Source organism: Candidatus Polarisedimenticolia bacterium (assembly GCA_036001465.1).
Lineage (GTDB): Bacteria > Acidobacteriota > Polarisedimenticolia > Gp22-AA2 > Gp22-AA2 > Gp22-AA3.
Window position 1 is genome coordinate 57326 of sequence record DASYUH010000013.1, and the last position, 18030, is coordinate 75355.

At 66.7% G+C, this 18030-nt stretch carries 15 protein-coding genes and 1 pseudogene; 2 read left to right on the plus strand and 14 right to left on the minus strand.

Features of this window, described 5'->3' with window-relative positions:
- Positions 1–130 precede the first annotated feature (130 nt).
- Positions 131–1126, plus strand: a pseudogene (gene selD / locus VGV60_02505) (selenide, water dikinase SelD).
- Positions 1127–1140: 14 nt separating this feature from the next.
- Here selD and priA read toward each other — a convergent pair.
- From priA to VGV60_02555, 10 genes are all read right to left on the minus strand, one after another.
- Complete coding sequence (priA, locus tag VGV60_02510; GenBank protein HEV8700122.1) at positions 1141–3621, minus strand: primosomal protein N'; 2481 nt, start codon at positions 3619–3621, stop codon at positions 1141–1143.
- The gene (locus tag VGV60_02515; protein ID HEV8700123.1) at positions 3618–4472 is read right to left on the minus strand and encodes a uracil-DNA glycosylase; all 855 of its coding nucleotides are present in this window, start codon (positions 4470–4472) and stop codon (positions 3618–3620) included. The genes priA and VGV60_02515 overlap by 4 nt, the downstream gene beginning before the upstream one ends.
- A complete protein-coding gene (locus tag VGV60_02520; GenBank protein ID HEV8700124.1) occupies positions 4469–5170 on the minus strand; it encodes a phosphopantothenoylcysteine decarboxylase in 702 nt (233 codons plus the stop codon). Before VGV60_02520 ends, VGV60_02515 begins: the two co-directional genes overlap by 4 nt.
- A complete protein-coding gene (locus tag VGV60_02525; GenBank protein HEV8700125.1) occupies positions 5167–5775 on the minus strand; it encodes a flavoprotein in 609 nt (202 codons plus the stop codon). Before VGV60_02525 ends, VGV60_02520 begins: the two co-directional genes overlap by 4 nt.
- 64 nt (positions 5776–5839) lie before the next feature.
- Entirely contained in the window at positions 5840–6112 is a 273-nt protein-coding gene (locus VGV60_02530) for a DNA-directed RNA polymerase subunit omega (GenBank protein ID HEV8700126.1), read from the minus strand.
- Between the two features lie 66 nt (positions 6113–6178).
- On the minus strand, positions 6179–6847 hold the full coding sequence (gmk, locus tag VGV60_02535) for a guanylate kinase (protein HEV8700127.1): 669 nt from the start codon (positions 6845–6847) through the stop codon (positions 6179–6181).
- Between the two features lie 36 nt (positions 6848–6883).
- On the minus strand, positions 6884–7789 hold the full coding sequence (locus VGV60_02540) for a YicC/YloC family endoribonuclease (protein ID HEV8700128.1): 906 nt from the start codon (positions 7787–7789) through the stop codon (positions 6884–6886).
- Complete coding sequence (lpxB, locus tag VGV60_02545) at positions 7786–9033, minus strand: lipid-A-disaccharide synthase (GenBank protein HEV8700129.1); 1248 nt, start codon at positions 9031–9033, stop codon at positions 7786–7788. Before lpxB ends, VGV60_02540 begins: the two co-directional genes overlap by 4 nt.
- 64 nt (positions 9034–9097) lie before the next feature.
- On the minus strand, positions 9098–9754 hold the full coding sequence (locus VGV60_02550; protein HEV8700130.1) for a DUF374 domain-containing protein: 657 nt from the start codon (positions 9752–9754) through the stop codon (positions 9098–9100).
- Positions 9755–9773: 19 nt separating this feature from the next.
- Positions 9774–10841 carry a hypothetical protein gene (locus tag VGV60_02555; GenBank protein HEV8700131.1) on the minus strand — a complete coding sequence of 356 codons (1068 nt, stop codon included), beginning with the start codon at positions 10839–10841 and terminating at the stop codon, positions 9774–9776.
- A 235-nt stretch (positions 10842–11076) separates the two neighbouring features.
- Here VGV60_02555 and VGV60_02560 point away from each other — a divergent pair, with 235 nt between their 5' ends.
- On the plus strand, positions 11077–12090 hold the full coding sequence (locus VGV60_02560) for a UDP-glucuronic acid decarboxylase family protein (GenBank protein HEV8700132.1): 1014 nt from the start codon (positions 11077–11079) through the stop codon (positions 12088–12090).
- A 473-nt stretch (positions 12091–12563) separates the two neighbouring features.
- Here the strand turns inward: VGV60_02560 and VGV60_02565 are convergent, their stop codons facing one another.
- From VGV60_02565 to VGV60_02580, 4 genes are read right to left on the minus strand one after another with little or no spacing between them, the layout of a single operon-like run.
- On the minus strand, positions 12564–13298 hold the full coding sequence (locus VGV60_02565; protein HEV8700133.1) for a class I SAM-dependent methyltransferase: 735 nt from the start codon (positions 13296–13298) through the stop codon (positions 12564–12566).
- 18 nt (positions 13299–13316) lie between these two features.
- Entirely contained in the window at positions 13317–15458 is a 2142-nt protein-coding gene (locus VGV60_02570) for a polysaccharide biosynthesis tyrosine autokinase (GenBank protein HEV8700134.1), read from the minus strand.
- 56 nt (positions 15459–15514) lie between these two features.
- Positions 15515–16666 carry a polysaccharide biosynthesis/export family protein gene (locus tag VGV60_02575; protein HEV8700135.1) on the minus strand — a complete coding sequence of 384 codons (1152 nt, stop codon included), beginning with the start codon at positions 16664–16666 and terminating at the stop codon, positions 15515–15517.
- Positions 16667–16689: 23 nt separating this feature from the next.
- Positions 16690–17799, minus strand: a complete 1110-nt coding sequence (locus VGV60_02580) for a hypothetical protein (protein ID HEV8700136.1) — start codon at positions 17797–17799, stop codon at positions 16690–16692.
- Between the last annotated feature and the right edge of the window lie 231 nt (positions 17800–18030).

Consider the following 18030-nt stretch of genomic DNA (forward strand, 5'->3'; position numbering starts at 1 on the left):
TTGACAAGCCCCGAGGCGGGGCGCTAGCATGCCCCTTCCTTTTTCACCACGATCGGGAGACGCGATGGACGAACCGACTGCGGCGAAACTCACGAGCCACGCCCGTTCCGGCGGCTGAGCGGCCAAGCTCAGTCCGGTGGACTTGAGCGAAATCGTCAAGGAATTCGCCGGGGCGGCCAAGACCGATCCGAACCTGCTCGTCGGCTTCGAGACCGGCGACGACGCGGGCGTGTATCGCCTGACCGACGACCTGGCCCTGGTGCAGACGGTCGATTACATCACCCCCGTGGTGGACGACCCTTTCCTTTACGGTCAGGTGGCGGCGGCGAATTCCATTTCCGACGTGTACGCCATGGGCGGGCGCCCGCTCACGGCGATGAACCTGTGCAATTTCCCCGCGAAGAACATCGATCGGAACTCCCTGCGCCGCATCCTCGAAGGGGGCTTCAGCAAGATCAAGGAGGCCGGCGCGACATTGGTGGGTGGCCACACCGTCAGGGACGACGAGCTGAAGTATGGACTGTCGGTCACCGGCCTCATCGATCCGAAACGGATCCTGACCAACGCCGCCGCCCGGGCGGGGGACCACCTGGTGCTCACCAAGCCGGTCGGCACCGGCGTCATCATCACGGGCTTTCGCCGCGGGCTGGCCGATGACGACCTGCTCATGCGCGCGGTGAACTGGATGGCCACGCTCAATCGCGTCGCCTGCGAGACGATGCTCGAGTTCGATTCCCACGGCTGCACCGACATCACCGGCTTCGGCCTGAGCGGCCACGCCCTCGGCATGGCCAAGGGGAGCAATGTCCGCATGCGGATCCGCTTCAACGATGTTCCGAAATACCCCGAGAGCCTCGAGCTCATCGCCCAGGGCGTCGCCACTTCGGTGACCGCTTCCAACCTGGAGGTGGTGCAGGGCTCCCTGACTTTTTCGGGGCGCTTCACCGAAGAAGACAAGTGGCTTGTCGTCGACCCGCAGACCTCCGGAGGGCTGCTCATCACGCTGCCCGCCGAACAGGCGCCGAAGCTCGTCGCCCGCCTGCGCGAGCGCGGCAACCAGGTGGCCGCGATCATCGGCGAGGTCGTGCCCGCCGAGGGGAAGCCGGGGCTCGAGTATCTCAAGTAGGGCCCGCGCGCCGATCAGAGAGTCGACATCGGGTCGACGTCGATCGCCACGCGTTCCACGCGGCCCGGATCCCGCTCGAGCTCCGTGAGCGTCTCCGCCAGGGCGGCCTGCATCTCCTTCCGGCTGCCCGCCTTCACCAGGAGCTGGACCCGGTATTCGCCGCGCAGCCGCTCCAGCGGGGCGGGCGCCGGCCCCATGATCTGCAGCCGCCGCCCCGCCCGTTTCCGCAAGACCTGCCCGACCTGGGCCGCCTGGGCGCGGGCCCGGTCCTCCGATCGGTTTCTGACGATGACGCTCGCGAGCGTCGAGTACGGCGGGTAGTTCATGGCACGCCGGTAGGCCAGCTCCCGGGTCGCGAAGCCGGTGAAATCATGCTCGCAGGCGAAGCGAATGGCGTGATGATCGGCGTAATAGGCCTGGACGATCACTTCCCCCTCGCGCTCGCCGCGTCCGCTGCGCCCTGCCACCTGGGCCAGGAGCTGGAAGGCCCGTTCCCCCGCGCGGAAGTCGGGCAGGCCGAGGAGGGCGTCGGCGGCCAGGACGCCGACCAGCGTCACGTTGGGGAAGTCGTGCCCCTTGGCGATCATCTGCGTGCCGAGGAGAATGTCGATCTCCCCTCGCTCGACCCGGGTGAGGAGCGCCTCCACCGATCCACGGCCGCGCGCCGTGTCCCTGTCCAGGCGCTCGACCCGGGCTCCGGGAAGCGCCCCCTTGAGCACCTCCTCCAGGCGCTCGGTGCCGGTGCCGCCAAAATGCAGATGGCCGCTCCCGCATGACGGGCAGGACGCCGGCACCTCCCGGCTGACGTCGCAGTAGTGGCAGCGAAGTCGCTTCTGCCGGAGGTGCAGCGTCATCGGGATGCTGCAGTGACGGCACTGGATCTGCTCCCCGCAGGCGCGGCAGAGCGCGAAAGTCGAGAACCCACGGCGATTGAGCAGCACCAGGCTCTGCTCGCGTCGCCTCAGCCGCTCCTCGAGCGCCTGGAGGAGACGCCTTGACAGGACCGACTCGTGCCGGGTCTCCTCGAATTCCTGCCGCATGTCGACCCGCGCCACCGGCGGCAGGCCGGCACGGCCGATGCGCTCCGGAAGGGGGAGCAGCCGGTATCGGCCGCTCTGCGCCTGGAGGTAGCTCTCCATGGACGGCGTCGCCGAACCCAGCACCACGACCGCTCCCGCCATCTTCCCGCGCATGATCGCCAGGTCGCGGGCGTTGTAGCGCGGGTGCTCGTCCTGCTTGTAGGAGGCGTCGTGCTCCTCGTCCACGACGATGAGGCCCAGATCGGGAACCGGCGCGAACACCGCCGACCGCGCTCCGAGGACCACCAGGGCGCGGCCGCTGCGGATCCTCCTCCACTCGTCATAGCGCTCACCGTCCGTCAGTCCGGAATGAAGCAGCGCCAGGACCTCCCCGAAGCGCGATCGCATGCGCCTGGCCAGGAGCGGGGTCAGCCCGATTTCCGGGACGAGGTAGAGCGCCCGGCGCCCCGCCTGAACCGCCGCCTCGATGGACCGCAGATAGACCTCCGTCTTGCCGCTGCCGGTGATCCCGTGCAGGAGGCAGGTCGTGAACGTGCCGGCCGCGAAGGCGTCCCGGATGGCCTGGATCGCCTTCACCTGGTCGGTCGTGGGCGTCACCTCCGGGCTGTCCAGGACCGGCATCTCGAGCGACACGGGAAGTCGCGGGATCTCCCGTGTCTCGAGCGCCAGGTGGCCCCGCCGCTCGAGAGAGCGCAGCGTGCCGCGAGCGGCCCCCGATCGCCTCAGGAGCTCCGACACTTCGAGCCGCCCGCCGGCCTCGGTCAGGGCGTCGAGCACCAGCCGCTGCCGCCCGCCCCGAGCGCCTTCCGCGGTCTTCAGGATAGCGTGCTCCTCGAGGAGCGGTCGCGGCCCGGCGGACGCGGCGATCTCGGTCACCTCGATCAGGCCCGCCCGCCGCAGGCGCGCCAGGTCGCGCGCCTTGAAGCGCGGGCCCACCCGTCGCTTCAGGTCCTCGAGTCGGATCGCCGCCCCGCGATCGGAGGTGAACTCCGCCACCACCCCGAGAATCTCGCGCGCCGCCGGGTCGGAGGCGATGGCCGGAAGCGAGGCGTCGCGCAGGACGCCTCCCCCCGCCTCGAGTGCGGCGCGGCCTTCCCGGGTGATCGACGCCACCTGCCGGACCACCGCCTGCATTCCGGGCAGGGCGCAGCGGATCATCTCCCCGAGCGAGGCCAGATAGTAGTCGGCGGCGAAGCGGGCCAGCCCGAGAACCGCGTCGTCCAGGACCGGCTCGGGGTCGAGCACCTGCTCGATCGGCTTCAGGGCGCCCGCGAAACCCTGCGGGCCATCCCCGGCGAGGACCTCCAGGAGATAGCCGGTCAGCTTGCGGCGGCCGAACGGCACGACGACCCGCACGCCGCGGCGGCAGCGCGGGGCGAGGGCGGGGGGAATCGCATACGAGAACAGGCGGCGCAACGGTCGCGGCACGGCGACCGAGGCCACAAGGAGGCTCATCCGGCCTCTTTCAGCTCGGCCATCACCTTCTTCATGTCGTCCCACACCTCCCGCTTGGCGGCCGGGTTGCGCAGCAGGTAGGCGGGGTGGAACGTCGGCATGACGCGGATGCCGTCGAGGTCGCGAAAGACGCCGCGCAGGCGCGTGATCGTGTCCCGCGTGCCGAGCACCGTCTGCGTCGCGGGCGTCCCCAGGCAGACGATGACGCGCGGGCGTATCGCCTGGACCTGCTGGAACAGGAAGGGGGAGCACGTGGCGATCTCATCGGGGAGCGGCGTACGGTTCTCCGGCGGACGGCACTTCACCACGTTGGCGATATAGACCTCCTCCCGCTTCAGCCCCATCGACTCGATGATGCGCGTGAGCAGCTGCCCGGCGCGCCCGACGAACGGCTCCCCCTTCAGGTCCTCGTCCGCCCCGGGGCCCTCTCCGATGAACATCAGCCTGGCGCTCGGGCTGCCGACGCCGAAGACGATCTGGGTCCGCTTGAGACTCAATCCGCAGCGCGTGCAGTCGCCCAGGTCGTCCCGGATCAGGCGCAGCGCCGCCGCGGGGTCGGGGGCCGCGGGCGATCGGGTCGAAGCCAGAGGAGAGACGGCCGGCTCTCCGCCGCGCACACCTCGCCGCGGCTTCGCGGCCGGGACGCCGGCCTCACCAGGCAGGCCGCCGAAGAGCCCCGCCTGCACCGCGGCCCGCGCCAGTCCCCCCGCCGTGCCGTCGTCGGCGCGCCGATCGGGGGACGGGGCCGCGCGGCGCGAGCCCGTCGCGCCCGCCCTCTCCGGCAAGGCATCCACTCCGAGGAGACGGAGCCATTCCAATCGCGTCCGCAACGCCTGCCGCGCGCGCCTCACGAGGCCGTCCTCCCCGGGGCGCCGGAGCGACCTGCCCGGTCCGGCAGGAGCGGCTCGACCAGATCGAGAAGCGCCGCCGCCATCGCCTCCTTCGGCATCAGCGGCAGCTCGATGGTCCTTCCCTGCCGATCGATCACCAGGGCGCGGTTGGTGTCCGCCTCGAACCCCTCCCCCTCCTTCCCGATCCGGTTCGCCACGATCAGATCCAGGTTCTTCCGGCGGAGCTTCTTCAGGGCGTTCGACTCGAGATCGCCGGTCTCGGCGGCGAATCCGACCAGGACCTGGCCCGGCTTCTTGCGCCGCCCCAGCTCTTCCAGGATGTCCGGCGTCGGCAGGAGGCGCAGGAGGATGGCCCGGTCCGCGACGCTCTCCCTTCGCGCCTTGCGGCGCAGCACGTCCTTCTTGACCTTGCCGGGGGCGCGCACCTCGGGGCGGTAATCGGCGACCGCGGCGGCCTTCAGCACCAGGTCCGCCCCCTGGGCCTGGTTGAGCGCGGCCCGGAACATCTCGTCCGCCGTGGCAACGCACACCAGGTTGACCCCGGCAGGCGCCTCCAGGTGGGTCGGCCCGCAGATCAGGGTCACGTCCGCGCCGCGCCGCAACGCTTCGGCGGCCAGCGCGAATCCCATCTTGCCGGTGGACGGATTGCTGATGAAGCGGGCCGGATCGAACGGTTCCCGGGTGGGCCCGGCGGTCACGAGGATACGGCGTCCTTCAAGCGACCCCGGAGTTTTTTTTTACCCGTCCCGATGGCGGCCGCGACGATGGTCTCGGTGTCCGCCATCCGTCCGATCCCCTCGTCGCCGCAGGCCAGCATTCCCTCCTGCGGCTCGAGCACGCGGACACCGCGCGCCTTCAGGACGGCGAGATTGGCCTGCGTCGCCGGATGCTCCCACATCCAGACATTCATGGCCGGGGCGACGAGGACGGGTGCGCTCACGGCCAGGTAGAACGTGCTCAGGAAATCGTCCGCGATGCCGTGCGCGAACTTCGCGAGGATGTCGGCCGTCGCCGGTGCGACCAGCAGGAGGTCCAGCCCCCTCGTCAGAGAGATGTGCTGGATGTCGGGTCCCCGGGACAGGTCCCACTGGTCGCTCATCACGTCCTGCCCGCTCAGCGTCTGCAGCGTCAGAGGGGTGATGAACTGCCGGCCGCCGGCGGTCATGATGACGTGCACCTCCGCCCCCGCCTTCACGAGGCCGCGCACGATCTCGGCGGACTTGTAGGCCGCGATGCCGCCGCTCACCCCGAGGGCGATGCGGGGGCGACCACCGGCCGGCAGGATCTCCCGGGGGCCGGTCAATGCGGCGCGGGGCCTCCCCCCGGAGGCCCCGCTTCTCCTGCGCCCGATGCGTCCGCCGGACGCGTCAGCGCCCCGGCTCATGGTCGTCCAGGACTGCTCCGTCGCCCGGATAGGCCTCGGTGGTGACTTCGGCCACCTCCTCGACGGGATACTCTTCCGGGAACGGGCCGTAACTGTACGGGATCACGCCGGCGATCACCTCCTGCATCGCGACCGTCACCGCCTTGAAGGCGTTGGTCTCGATGCGTGGCCGGGCGCCTCGCTGCAACTGCCGGCAGCGCTCGCCTGCGACACTGATGAACTCGAACTTGTTGCCGATGGATGCGGTCGAAATCATCGAACCTCCCCAGAGGGCCCCGGATTGGACAAGGGGGCCTATTCTAGTCGAAAAGCCGGCCCGCTCCTAACCTTCGGCGGAGAACTCCCGGAGGATGGCCTCGACGCGCGCCGCCTGGCGTTTCTGGCTGCAGCGGGTGGCCGTGACGACGGCCCGCAGCAGACGGTAGGCCTCCTCCAGGTCGTCATTCACGATGACGAAGTCATAGGCCGGACATTTCTCGACCTCCCCCCTGGCCAGGCCGAGCCGTCGCGCGACCTCCTCGGGAGCGTCGGTTCCGCGCTTCTCCAGGCGGACCCTCAGGGCCGCCCTGCCGGGCGGCAGGACGAAGATCAGGACGGCCTCGGGGATGAGCCGTCTGATGCTCATCGCTCCCTGCGTGTCGACATCGAGGAGGATGTCCTGGCCGCGCTCCGCCGCCTCCTGCACAGACCGCGCGGACGTGCCGTAGAGGTGCCCCCCCACCACGGCCCACTCGACGAATTCCCCCTGCTCGCGGCGGCGCTCGAACTCCGGGCGGCCCACGAAGTGGTAGTCGATCCCGTCCTTCTCCCCGTCGCGGGGCGGACGCGTCGTCGTCGACACGGAGAAGGCGATGTCCCGGTCCTCATCCAGAAGTCGCTTGCAGAGCGTCGTCTTTCCGGCGCCCGAAGGGGCGGAGATCACGAAGACGCTCCCCCGCGCGCCCCCCTTCTGGCCGACTCCGCGGTCGCGGCTCTTCCCCGCCGGCTTCATGTCAGAATTCTCCTCGGCCAGTCCACCCGCTCACTCTTACTCCAGGTTCTGCACCTGCTCCCGGATCTTCTCCACCTCGGCCTTGATGCGAAGAGCCTCCTGACAGATGGGCAGCGCCTCCGCCTTCGATGAGATGGTGTTCGCCTCGCGGTTCATCTCCTGCATGATGAAATCCAGCGTCTTCCCGACGGGTCCCCCGGGCCGGTCGAGCGTCGCGTCGGCCTGGTCCAGGTAGCCTTGCAGCCGGACCAGCTCTTCGGTGATGTCCACGCGCCCGGCCAGGAGGGCCACCTCCTGCGCCAGGCGCGATTCATCCGGCGACCGCTCCCCCTCGAGGAGCAGCGCCAGGCGCTCCTTCAGGCGGCGGGCGTAGGCCTCGGGCAGTCCACGCGCCTCGGCGAGGATGCGCCGCGCCGATTCCCGGATGGCGGCCAGGTGGTCGCGGAGGTCCGCAGCCAGCCGGCGGCCCTCCTCCGCCCGCATCGTGTCGTACCGCGCGAGGGCCTGACGCAGCGCCTCCGGCACGAGCGAGGCCGCGGCGACGTCCGCGCCGGCCCGCTCGGCCTGGATCGCGATCGCTCCAGGCAGCGCCAGGAGGGCTTCGAGCCCGACCGATCCTTTCAGCCGGAACTCTTTCTTGAGATCGGCCGCCGCCTCCAGGAAGCCGGCCACCAGCTCACGGTTCAAGTTGACCCGGTAGGCGGAGGGACGCGTCGAGACCATCGCGACGTTCACGTCGATCCGCCCCCGCGACACGCGCTCCTGGACCGCCGAGCGCAGGGCCGGTTCCAGCAGGCCGGCCTCCGCCGGAAGCTTCATTTTCACATCGAGGAAGCGATGGTTGACCCCCTTCAGCTCGACGTCCACCCGCACGCCGTCCCTCTCGGCCGCGCCCTGGCCGAAGCCGGTCATGCTCCTGATCGGTCTCGTCGGCTCGCTCACCGGCGTCCCGCCGCGTCCTCGACCCGCGCCGCCGCTCCCGGGGCACGCGCTCTCTCACCCGCGTGGATCATATCCCACGCCGCCGCGGCGACCCGGGAAATGGCCCCCGGCCGGCCGAGGCGCGAGCGCACCCCCGCGAGACCGCGCCTCATCGCCTCGGCGGCCCGCGGGTCGGTCAGGATGCGGCGCAGCTCTCCGGCAATTCGTGCCCCCGTGCACGCCGACTGCACGAGCTCGGGGGCCACCCTCTCCCCCGCGATCAGGTTGGGCATGCCGATGTGGGGCACATCCGACAGCATCCGCGCCAGCGCGTAGGTGAGCGCGTTCATCCTGTACACGACCACCAGGGGCACACCCAGAAGGGCGGTCTCGAGCGTGGCCGTTCCGGAGGCCACCACAGCGGCGTCGGAGGCCGCGATGACGTTGTAGCGATTCTCTCCAATCAGGGCCCAGCTCTCACCCTCCCCGCTGCGGCCTCCGCCCGATCCACGGGAGAAGGCGGACGCGACCCGTGCCCGGATGGCCCCGCCATCCAGGGTCGGGGCGACGGGGATCACGAACTGGAGGTCCCGGAACTCGTCCCTGAGGAGAACCGCCGCTTCGAGCATGGCGGGCAGGTGCGCCTGAAGCTCGTTGGCGCGGCTTCCCGGAAGCATGGCGACGACCGGGCGGCTCGGATCGAGCCCGAGAGGTCTCAGCGCCTGGTCCCGGGTGCGATCGACCCGCACCAGATCGAGCAACGGGTGGCCGACGAACTCAACCGGAACGCCGGCCCGGCGGTAGAATTCCTCCTCGAACGGGAGGATGACCAGCATCCGGTCCACCGTTCCGGCGATCTGCCCGATCCGGCCCTTGCGCCAGGCCCAGACCTGCGGGCTGACGAAGTACAGGACCGGGACGCCGGCCCCGCGCGCCTTCCTCGCCAGTCGCAGGTTGAAGTCGGGATAATCGATGAGCAGCGCCAGGTCCGGTCGGGAGTCTGGCGCCGAGAGCATCCGGCCGGCTCCCCGGTAGGCTCCCCAGATCGCCCGGGCGCTTCCGAGCACCTCGAGGAAACCGGTCACGCCCAAAGCACCCGCATCGCCCAGCGATTGGAGACCCGTCGAGCGCATGGACGGACCGCCGATTCCGGCGAACTCCACCGCCTGCCCCGCCCCCCCCATGGCGCGCATCAACAGGCTGCCGTAAAGGTCCCCGGAGGCCTCCCCGGCGACGATCAGGACGCGGGCAGGGCCGCGCCTCACCGCAACCCACCCGGAGCGACGCCCGCGCGGTCACCCGCCTGCGCCAGGGATTCCGCCTCGGCCGTCAAGCGGTCGAGGGCCGACTGCAGCTCCCGGCGCTTCTCTTCCATGGCCTGCCGGTCGGCGTCGAAACGGACGCTGATCGGCTCACCGTAGAGGAACACCGCGCGGGCCGGAGGCAGCGGGATCTGGAAGGCATCCCAGGATCGAAGGGTTTTTTTTTTGAGGAGGCGAACGCGACCGGCACGACCGGTGCCTTCCCGAGACGCGCCGCCTCGATGACGCCAATCTGGACCTGGTGCCGGGGACCCCGGGGACCGTCGGTCGCGAAGGCCGCGTCCCGTCCGGCCCGCAGGTGACGGATCATCTCCTTCAGCCCCGCCGCGCCACCGCGTCCCGTCGAGCCGCGCACCATCAGGTGCCCGAATCTCTCCAGCGTGCGCGAGACGTACTCGCCGTCCCTGTGGCGGCTGCTCAGGACGGCCAGCCGCCGGCCGCGCTCCTGGCCCAGGTAGGAATAGGTCATCATGAGGAGCTGGTCGTGGTAGAAGGCATGCACGTACGGCCGGCCCTCCCTGTGAAGCGCGCGCACCACCTGGTCATTGACGTACGAGACGCGCAGGAATCGCCGGAGAGCGCGGATGAGGCCGCTCGCCAGGACCGCCCCGAGCCACAAGGAGAGTCGTTCTCTCACGGGCAGAATGTCACGACGATCCCCCATCTGGCCTCCTCGCGTGGGATTATAGCAACGGGCGCCCTGCACGATGTGAAGCTCTCACCCGGAGGAGCAGCGATTCGAATCCATAGGCGGCCACCAGAAGGATGAGCGGATCCGCAGGAGCCCTGATGCGCGCATCGGCCCAGTAAATGGCGCCCGTGAGCGTCACCGCCAGGATCGGGATCAGAAACGGCAGGACGCGACGGTCTTGGTTCCGCCATGCCATCACGAGGCCAATCCCGAAGAGGCCGAAGACGGGAAGCAGGGTGACGGTCGCGATCCTCATCTGCCAGGCGCTCTCCAGGTTCGGGAACGGGTTCCACAACCTGACGAGTTTCCAGGCGATCAGGCCGGGCATGTCGGCCGCCCGCTCGCGCATGAACCCGAGCGCCTTGAGGAAGAACTGTCGATCCGACTCGGCTTCACCAAGGGCGGCGGCCGGATCCGCCCTCGTGAGCTCGCCCGGCAGGGACCGCCCCCGAAGGTCCGGCGTGGACGCGACGACAGGATTGTTCCCCTGCCACAGGACGACGCCGCCCATCGTGGTGATGGGGACGAACCGGCCGTGGACCGAATAGTTCCGGATGGTCCAGGGGATGAGGACCAGGACGAAGGTGAAGATCGCCGCCAGGGCCCGCTGCATCGCCCGCCTTCCCCCACGAGCCAGAATCCAGGCCAATCCCAGCAGGAACACCAGACCCATGTTGGGCCGCGTCAGCGCCGTTAGGGCCGCCAGAGCGGACCAGGCAACGGTCCAGCGCAGGCCGCCCTGGCTCCTGAGCAGAGCGCCGATCGAGGCCACCGTGAGCAGCGTGCACAGAGGCTCCGATATGAGGGAGCCGGACCAGAAGATGGTGTAGGGGAAAAGCGCACACGCAAGGGCTGCCAAGAGGCCTGTCGCGGTAGAAAGGTACGAGACGCCGAGCGCGAGCAGGATCGAGCACGCGGCGGCCCCGAGGACCGCCTGCACCACACGGGCGGCGGCCCAGCTGTGCCCCCAGACGCCATACACTCCCGTCAGAAGGATGGGGAAGGCGGGGGCGCGTCTCGATCGAAACCCCTCCCCATCGACGTAGTCGCCCCCGAGCACCAGGCTGACGGCGATACTGTCATAGAGCGCGGCATCATCGCGGGGAGGGGTGTGAAACCCCGCGATTTCCGCTTGGAACACCAATCGGACAAGAAGGGCGAGGCCGAAAACCAGCAGGTGTGCGGTCCACGAGGCCCCCGCAGACCGCCGATTCACGGAATCGAGGCCGGGTGCCGGACCGGGCGCCACTGATGGTATAGTCCGTGCGTTCAATTCGGAGGTTGTCTCGGGCTTCATGAAACCACGCGCACCCCGCCGTGCCGGCCGATCCGTTGCGCGCCGTCCCCCCCGCGTGCTGATCACCGGGGGTGCCGGCTTCCTCGGCTCACATCTCTGCGACTATTTCCTGACCAAGGGGTTCGAGGTGGTCTGCGTCGACAACCTGCTCACCGGCAGCACGGACAACATTGCCCACATTCGAAACCGCTCGTTCAGCTTCATCGAGCTCGACATCACCAACTATATCTACATCGAAGGCCCGGTAGACTACATTCTTCACTTCGCGAGCCCGGCCAGCCCGAGGGACTACCTGGAACATCCCATCCAGACGCTGAAGGTCGGCTCGCTCGGCACCCACAAGGCTCTCGGGTTGGCCAAGGCGAAGAAGGCCACCTTCCTTCTGGCCTCCACGTCCGAGGTCTACGGCGATCCTCTCGAGCATCCCCAGAAGGAGACCTATTGGGGAAACGTCAACCCGGTCGGGCCTCGTGGGGTCTATGACGAGGCGAAGCGGTTCGCGGAGGCGCTGACCGTCGCTTACCACAGCACGCACGGGATCGACACGAAGATCGCGCGTATCTTCAACACCTATGGACCCAGGATGCGCCTCAATGACGGGCGCGCCATTCCGGCCTTCATGACCCAGTCCCTTAGCGGCCGGCCTCTCACCGTCTTCGGCGACGGATCCCAGACACGATCCTTCTGCTACATCGACGACCTGGTCGAAGGCATCTACCGGCTTCTGCTGTCCCCGCACCACGGCCCGATGAACCTCGGCAACCCTGACGAACTGTCTCTCATGGAGATGGCCCGGACGATCATCCGGCTGACCGGCGCGAGGAGCCGCGTTGTCCACCGACCCTTGCCCACCGACGATCCCAGGGTGCGCCAGCCCGACATCTCCCTGGCGAAGCAATTCCTGGGATGGAGACCGGTGGTCCCCCTCCGGAAGGGCCTCCTGAACACGATCCAGCACTTCAAGCGGCGACTTCGCAGGGTCCATCGAGGCGGCAAGTCCTTGAACACGTAGTCGGGCCGGTGATGATTCAGGCCGCAGGAGAGACTCTCCCGGCGGGCCGTCACGGGAGTGAAGATCCTCGCGACGTCTCGAGCCATTTTCGGTTCGGCAGGAATTGGCGCAAATGACGCGAATCACATCGACAGCGGGAAGACCGCGCAGGCCGAACGGGGGATGGTCCGTTCTCGGGTCGGTCGGTCTCGCAGAAAAGCGCCTTCTCGACATCGGATCGGGATCGGGACTTCATTCGATGGCCGCACTCCGCCTCGGATGCGCCCACGTGGGGGGCGACGGACATCGATGCCGAATCGGTTGAGACCACGCAGGCCACACTGCGCGCCTACGCCCCGGGCCGGAAGTGGGAGTGCCATCAGAAGAGCGTCCTCGCGATGACTCCAAAGGACTTCGGGCGCTTCGACGTCGTCTATTCCTGGTGTGTGCTCCATCACACCGGCGCGATGTGGGACGCGATCAGGAGGGCCAGCCTACGCTTTTCTCACAGCGACCAGGAGATGGGAGCGCAGGAACGGAACGCCTTCCAGGAGTCGGCACGCCCAAGGAGATATCGGCGCCAGGGCGCGCTGCAGCTGCGGTATGGCCGTGGTGCTCCACGCCTTGATGTGCCAGCCGGGGAAGGCGTGCCTGAATCCAGCGGCTCGCAGCGGGCGCGTGTGCGGGTTCCACGGGTTCCGATAGCGCGTGTCGTAGGAGAGAAAGAGCCCACCGGGGACCAGAACGCGCCCGATTTCCCGGAGAATCCTCTCGCGCCTTCCCGCCTGCAGGACCGACGACAGCATCGTGGACTGGTACACCAGGTCGAAGCGATTTCCGGGAAAGGGAAGGTTGCCCGCATCCCCGACGATGGTACTCATCCAGGGATTTAACTGGTGAGCCTTGCGGGCGCGCAACTCGAGAAAATCGAGTCCCACGAACCGATCGGGCCGTGCATCCAGAACCTTGAACCCGGCGCTGTCCCTGCCCGAACCGATTCCGAGATCCAGGATCCGCGCCGACCTGACGTCCAGACCCTCCTCCAGGAGCACGGACGCGATCAGGGCCCACTTCCGCTCGGCCATCAGCCGGGACGCCAAGCTTTCCGTCAACCAGATTCTTTGATAGTAGGGACTGGAGCTGTAGGTTTCGTCGAGCCGTTGCAGCCGATCGTGCTCGACCCGCTCCTCGTCGCTCCCGCACGGTTCGGGGGGGGCGTCCAGGGTCATCAAAATGGGACGCTCCGCCTACCCGACTGAGCGCTTGGTCTCGACCTCGGCATCGGACACGGCCGCAATCGCCGCGCTGCCCTTGCGGCGGCGCCCCTTCTTGCCGGCCGACTCCCCGTAGTAGTAATAGCCGACGTAGTAGTAGTCCTTGTAGTGCGAGCGGTCCAGGTCGACGTTGTTAAGAACGGCGCCGATTACATTCGGATTGATTCTGCGGACGTTCATCACGCACCGCCGGATCAGCTCTTTGTCGTTCTCGTTGTGCCTGACGACGAACACCACCATGTCGACCAGCGAGGCGAGGATCATGGAATCCGCCAGGGAGACAACCGGTGGCGAGTCGATGAACACCCAGTCGAAGCTCGCGCGCAACTCTTTCAGGAGGGCAAGGAAGCGCTCGTGCCCGAAGACGTCCGCGGGATTGGGCGGGATGGGGCCGCAGGTCACAGCGTAGAGGTTCTTCTGGTCCGTATCCTTGACGTAATTCCTCCAGTCGTCGCCGGACGACAGGATGTAGTTCGTGATCCCGCCGTCGCGGCTGAGATTCAGGCGCTGGTGGATGGCCGGCCGGCGCAGGTCGCAGTCAATGATGATCACCCTCTCCCCGGCCGTGGCCAGCGTCCGGGCGACGTTCAAAGTCGTGATGCTCTTGCCCTCCTGGGGGCCGGCGCTGGTGACCAGAACCAAATTCGCGGAGCGGCTCTTCCGGGAGAACAGCAGGCTGGTCCGCAGAGTCTGATAGGCTTCCTTCACTGCGGACTGCGTCCCCTCGGCATGCTTGGGAACAATCGCCAGGAGATTCAGCTTGAGGTACTGTTCCACGTCCTCGGAGGACCGGATGGTGTTGTCCATATAATCCATGAAGAAGACCGCCCCGACGCCCAGAATGAGGCCGAGCAAGAGGCCGATGAACAGGTTGAGAGCCGTCCGCGGCCGCACCGGCACCCTGGGGACGGGGGCCTTGTCCAGAATGCGCAGATTGTTGTTCAGAAGGCTCGAGCTGAGGTTGATCTCCTTCACTCGGGTGCTGATCAGATCGTAGATGCGCTTGGCCTCGGTCGCCTCGCCTTTGACCATTTCGTAGCTTGAAGCCTTTCGGTTGACCTGCAGGCTCTCGGCCCGCGTCTCGTCGATCGCCTTGATCATCTTGGTTTCGCGGTCCGTCAAAAGATCCTTTTGCGACCTGAGCCCGCTGATGAGGCGCTCCACCTCCGAAGCAATCTTCTGGTTGATTCCCTCGATTTCCTTCTGCTTCTCGAGAACGAGGAGGTGCTTGTCCTTATAGGTGACAAGGAGGCGTTCGAATTCACGCTCCAAGCCGACCTTCACATGGTACATCTCCTGGACGACCGGATCGCTGCTGATCTGCTGGATGCTCTCGAACGACCCATGGTTTTGCCGGACCGCTTCGACCTGCTTCAGCAACCCTTCGAGCTCAGCCTTCTTGACCTGCGTCTCCGTCAGCTCTCCCTGCAATGTCGACAACCGTTCGTTGGTGATCTTCTGCTGGTTCTCCGGAACATAGAGATTGGCCCTTTCAGCGAACTCGAACGTGTCCCGCTGAGTGTCTTCCAGCTTCTCCCGGAGCGGCGCGATCTCACTCAGGAGCGCCTTGACGGCCCTCGAGGTCGCTTCGACCGCCTGGTCAATGTTGCGATCCACGTACGCCTCGGCGACGGTATTGACCCACGAAGCGGCTTCCTCCGGGTTCTGTCCCTCCAAGATGATCTCGACGATTCCGGTGTCCTTCATCGGCTCCACTGCAATCATCTCCGAGAGGGTCCCAATCGGATCGTCGCTCTTCTTGAACTGTGGGTGGTTGTAGAGGTCGAGGCTGTCGAAGACCCGTTTCGCAACGTCGCGGCTTTTGATGATCTCGTACTGGGTGTTGAAGTAGCGCTCTTCGGCGAACCAACCGTACTGGGTTGCTCCGAGCTCCGCGACATCCGCCATCGGAGAAACCTTGCGCGATTGCGGTGTGATCTCCACAGTCGCCTTCGCACGGTACACCGGCTTCTGGGTGAAGGTGCCGATCACAACCAGAGTGAACACGACCACGAAAATGCTCAGGATGGTCCAACGGCCGCGCCAGATGGAGCGCCAGTAGTCGAGAAGATGCACGTCTCGCTTCTCGTCCGCGGAGGGTAGCATTTCAGGCATGGCGTAATCCTATCACCAAAGCCACGGTTTGCAAGGCTTTTGTGGGGTCACCCGCATCAGAAAATGCGGCGGGGAACGATAATGGTATCGCCCGGGCGCACGGGGAGGTCCTCTTTCTTCCCGTCCTCGATGGCCTTCACGTTCACTGTGATCTTCTCCTGTACACCTTTCGTCCCGGATCGCAGGATGTCCACCTGTTTCCTGTTTGCGAACTGGCTGAATCCGCCCCCGTAGCTGATTGCCCTGAGGACGGTCATTCCGCTCTCGAACTGGTAGGGGCCGGGGCGTGCCACTTCACCGCGAATGTAGAAGAGCTCTCTCTCTCCGATCGCAAGAATGTCGCCGTGCTGCAGCGGAATGTTTGTTTCCTGGTTATCCTGGCTCATGAGCCGGTTGCGATCCAAAGCGATCTGCCGGGGTGCACCTTCGGAGCTCTGGCGGGTGATCAGGATCTGCTCTCCGGCCTCCTTGGTCGCGCCACCCGCCTCCGCCAGCACGTCGATCACCCTCATGTTCCTCTTCAGGACGTATTTCCCGGGTGTGCGGACTTCTCCAATGATTGTCACCCACTGACTCTGGTACTCGCGAACATCCACGCTCACCTGAGGATCGACAAGGTAGTCCTTCCCCAGAATGCGCGTGAGCTCCACGTCAATCTCGGCGGCGGTCTTGCCCACCACCCGGAGGTCACCGATCCATGGGTAGTTGATGGTGCCGTCGGAGCGCACCTCGACAACCTTGGCGAGATCCTCGTGGCCGAACACGCCGATCTCGATCTTGTCGCCGACGCCGATGCGGTATTCACCGTTCCCCGACGACCCGAATGAGCCGAACCGGAAAAGCAATCCGCGCCCTGTCTGCTCGATCCCCTGCAGCAAACCCTGTCCGATCGCGAATCGTACCCGCACGCCGATCCCTCCGCCTAGGCTACTCTCGATGGAAGCCTCCGGGACGATGAGGTTTTTCAGGTCCACGCGGACCGGCAGTTTTGTGGTCGCGCCCGGAATCTCGACGATCAGATCCCGTGATTCCTTGGAGGGGACGGTGCAGGCAAACGCCACAAGGGGTCCCGACGCCTGCAGGCGGACGCCGCTACCTCCTTCGAATTCCTCGAATCCCAGGCTCTCCACAACAACGCCGACACTCTCTGCCTGGCCGAGCAGCGGTGTCGAGATACCGCCGGCCAGAAGAGCGATTGCCACAGCCACCGTCAACTTGCTTTGCTCTGAGCTCACAGCCAACCCGCCTCGATTCGGAAAACAACACGGTTTACGGAGTAGTCAAAGGGGTCGAAGACTCCCCCGGCGAATGATTGTTCGATGTTCGACGACCGACGCTCGCCATTATAGCCGATGAAAACGCGCAGCTTCGGGACGATCTGCCACCCGGCTCCCGCTTGCAGCCGATAGACTTCATCACGGCGACGGCGCCCGACCGATGGTTCGAGCGCCTTGTAACCGTCGATCGTGCCGTCCCCGTCGCGGTCGAGATCGGGAGGAGTGGCGGCGGTCACGGAGATGTCCAGAGGATCGGCGTAGACATTGTTGAGGTAGGCAAGGGAGACGTCCCAGTACACGCTGTGGCCGACCTGGTGCATCAGACGGAAGCGTGCCTCCCGATTGATGTAATAGTTGTTGTTGACGAAGAAAGATTGATAGGCTTGGCGTCCGACGGAGACGTCGAGAAGCGTGTCGTCGCCAAGATGCCAGGTCGCCTGCGCGTCCAACACAGGTCCCGAAAAGTCGCTTTTCGAGCCGCCCCGGAAATCGATCGACTTGTAGCCCGCCGCGATGGAGGTGAGGACCTCCTGGTTGAGCGTCCGGCGCAGTCCCACGCCGAGGGTGCGAGCGTCCAGACTCACGTCCCCGAAGAGGATCTGTTCGCGTTCCTGGTCGGTCCTGTCGAGCGTATAGTATGCATAGAGGGCGGTCGGCTCGCTGAGCGCGCGGCTGAAGCGCACCTCGATCCCTTTCCTGCGGTAGCTGAGGAATGCGGCCGATTCTTGATCCTCGAAACGCACCGCCGAGTAGCGGGGCAGGAGCGACAGTCCGTTCCTGGCTCCCGCCTTGACGGTGATCTCGAGCTCGGGTGAATGGCTCGTAAAAGGAACGGAACCAAAGGTGGCCTCTCTTCCGGGATCGACTTCCGGGAGCTCCACCGTGGCCCTCACCAGATGATCGGACGCCCGGACCGACAGAACCGGACCGGACCGGGTGGCCTCGAAATCGAGGAAATGGCTGAATCGTCTTGTCTGCTGGAAGGACTCGTTCGTGTACGCACGGTAGACCGGCGAATAGACCCAGCGCACGCGCCCTGAGCCAATGGGCAGGTCGACGAGCAACCGGGGTCGCATGACGTAGATTCCGGACCGGGTGATTGAACCGCCGGGACCGTCCTGGCTCTCGTAACGGACGTTTCCGTCTTGCGTGTATTCCAGCGCCATCGAGGGGTAGAGCACGAAGTGGCCCGCGTTCAGTCCTTCGCTGGTCGTCCGGAACGTCTGGCCCCGGGCTGCGGTTGGCACCTGGAGCCACAGGGCGGCAGCCGCGAGAATCAAGGCACCGGGCCTGAG

Coding starts and splice junctions, on each gene's coding strand:
- VGV60_02570 (HEV8700134.1), bottom strand. CDS start 15,458: ATGCCTGAAATGCTACCCTCCGCGGACGAGAAGCGAGACGTGCATCTT.
- VGV60_02530 (HEV8700126.1), bottom strand. CDS start 6,112: ATGATTTCGACCGCATCCATCGGCAACAAGTTCGAGTTCATCAGTGTC.
- gmk (HEV8700127.1), bottom strand. CDS start 6,847: ATGAAGCCGGCGGGGAAGAGCCGCGACCGCGGAGTCGGCCAGAAGGGG.
- priA (HEV8700122.1), bottom strand. CDS start 3,621: ATGAGCCTCCTTGTGGCCTCGGTCGCCGTGCCGCGACCGTTGCGCCGC.
- VGV60_02565 (HEV8700133.1), bottom strand. CDS start 13,298: ATGACCCTGGACGCCCCCCCCGAACCGTGCGGGAGCGACGAGGAGCGG.
- VGV60_02560 (HEV8700132.1), top strand. CDS start 11,077: ATGAAACCACGCGCACCCCGCCGTGCCGGCCGATCCGTTGCGCGCCGT.
- VGV60_02550 (HEV8700130.1), bottom strand. CDS start 9,754: ATGGGGGATCGTCGTGACATTCTGCCCGTGAGAGAACGACTCTCCTTG.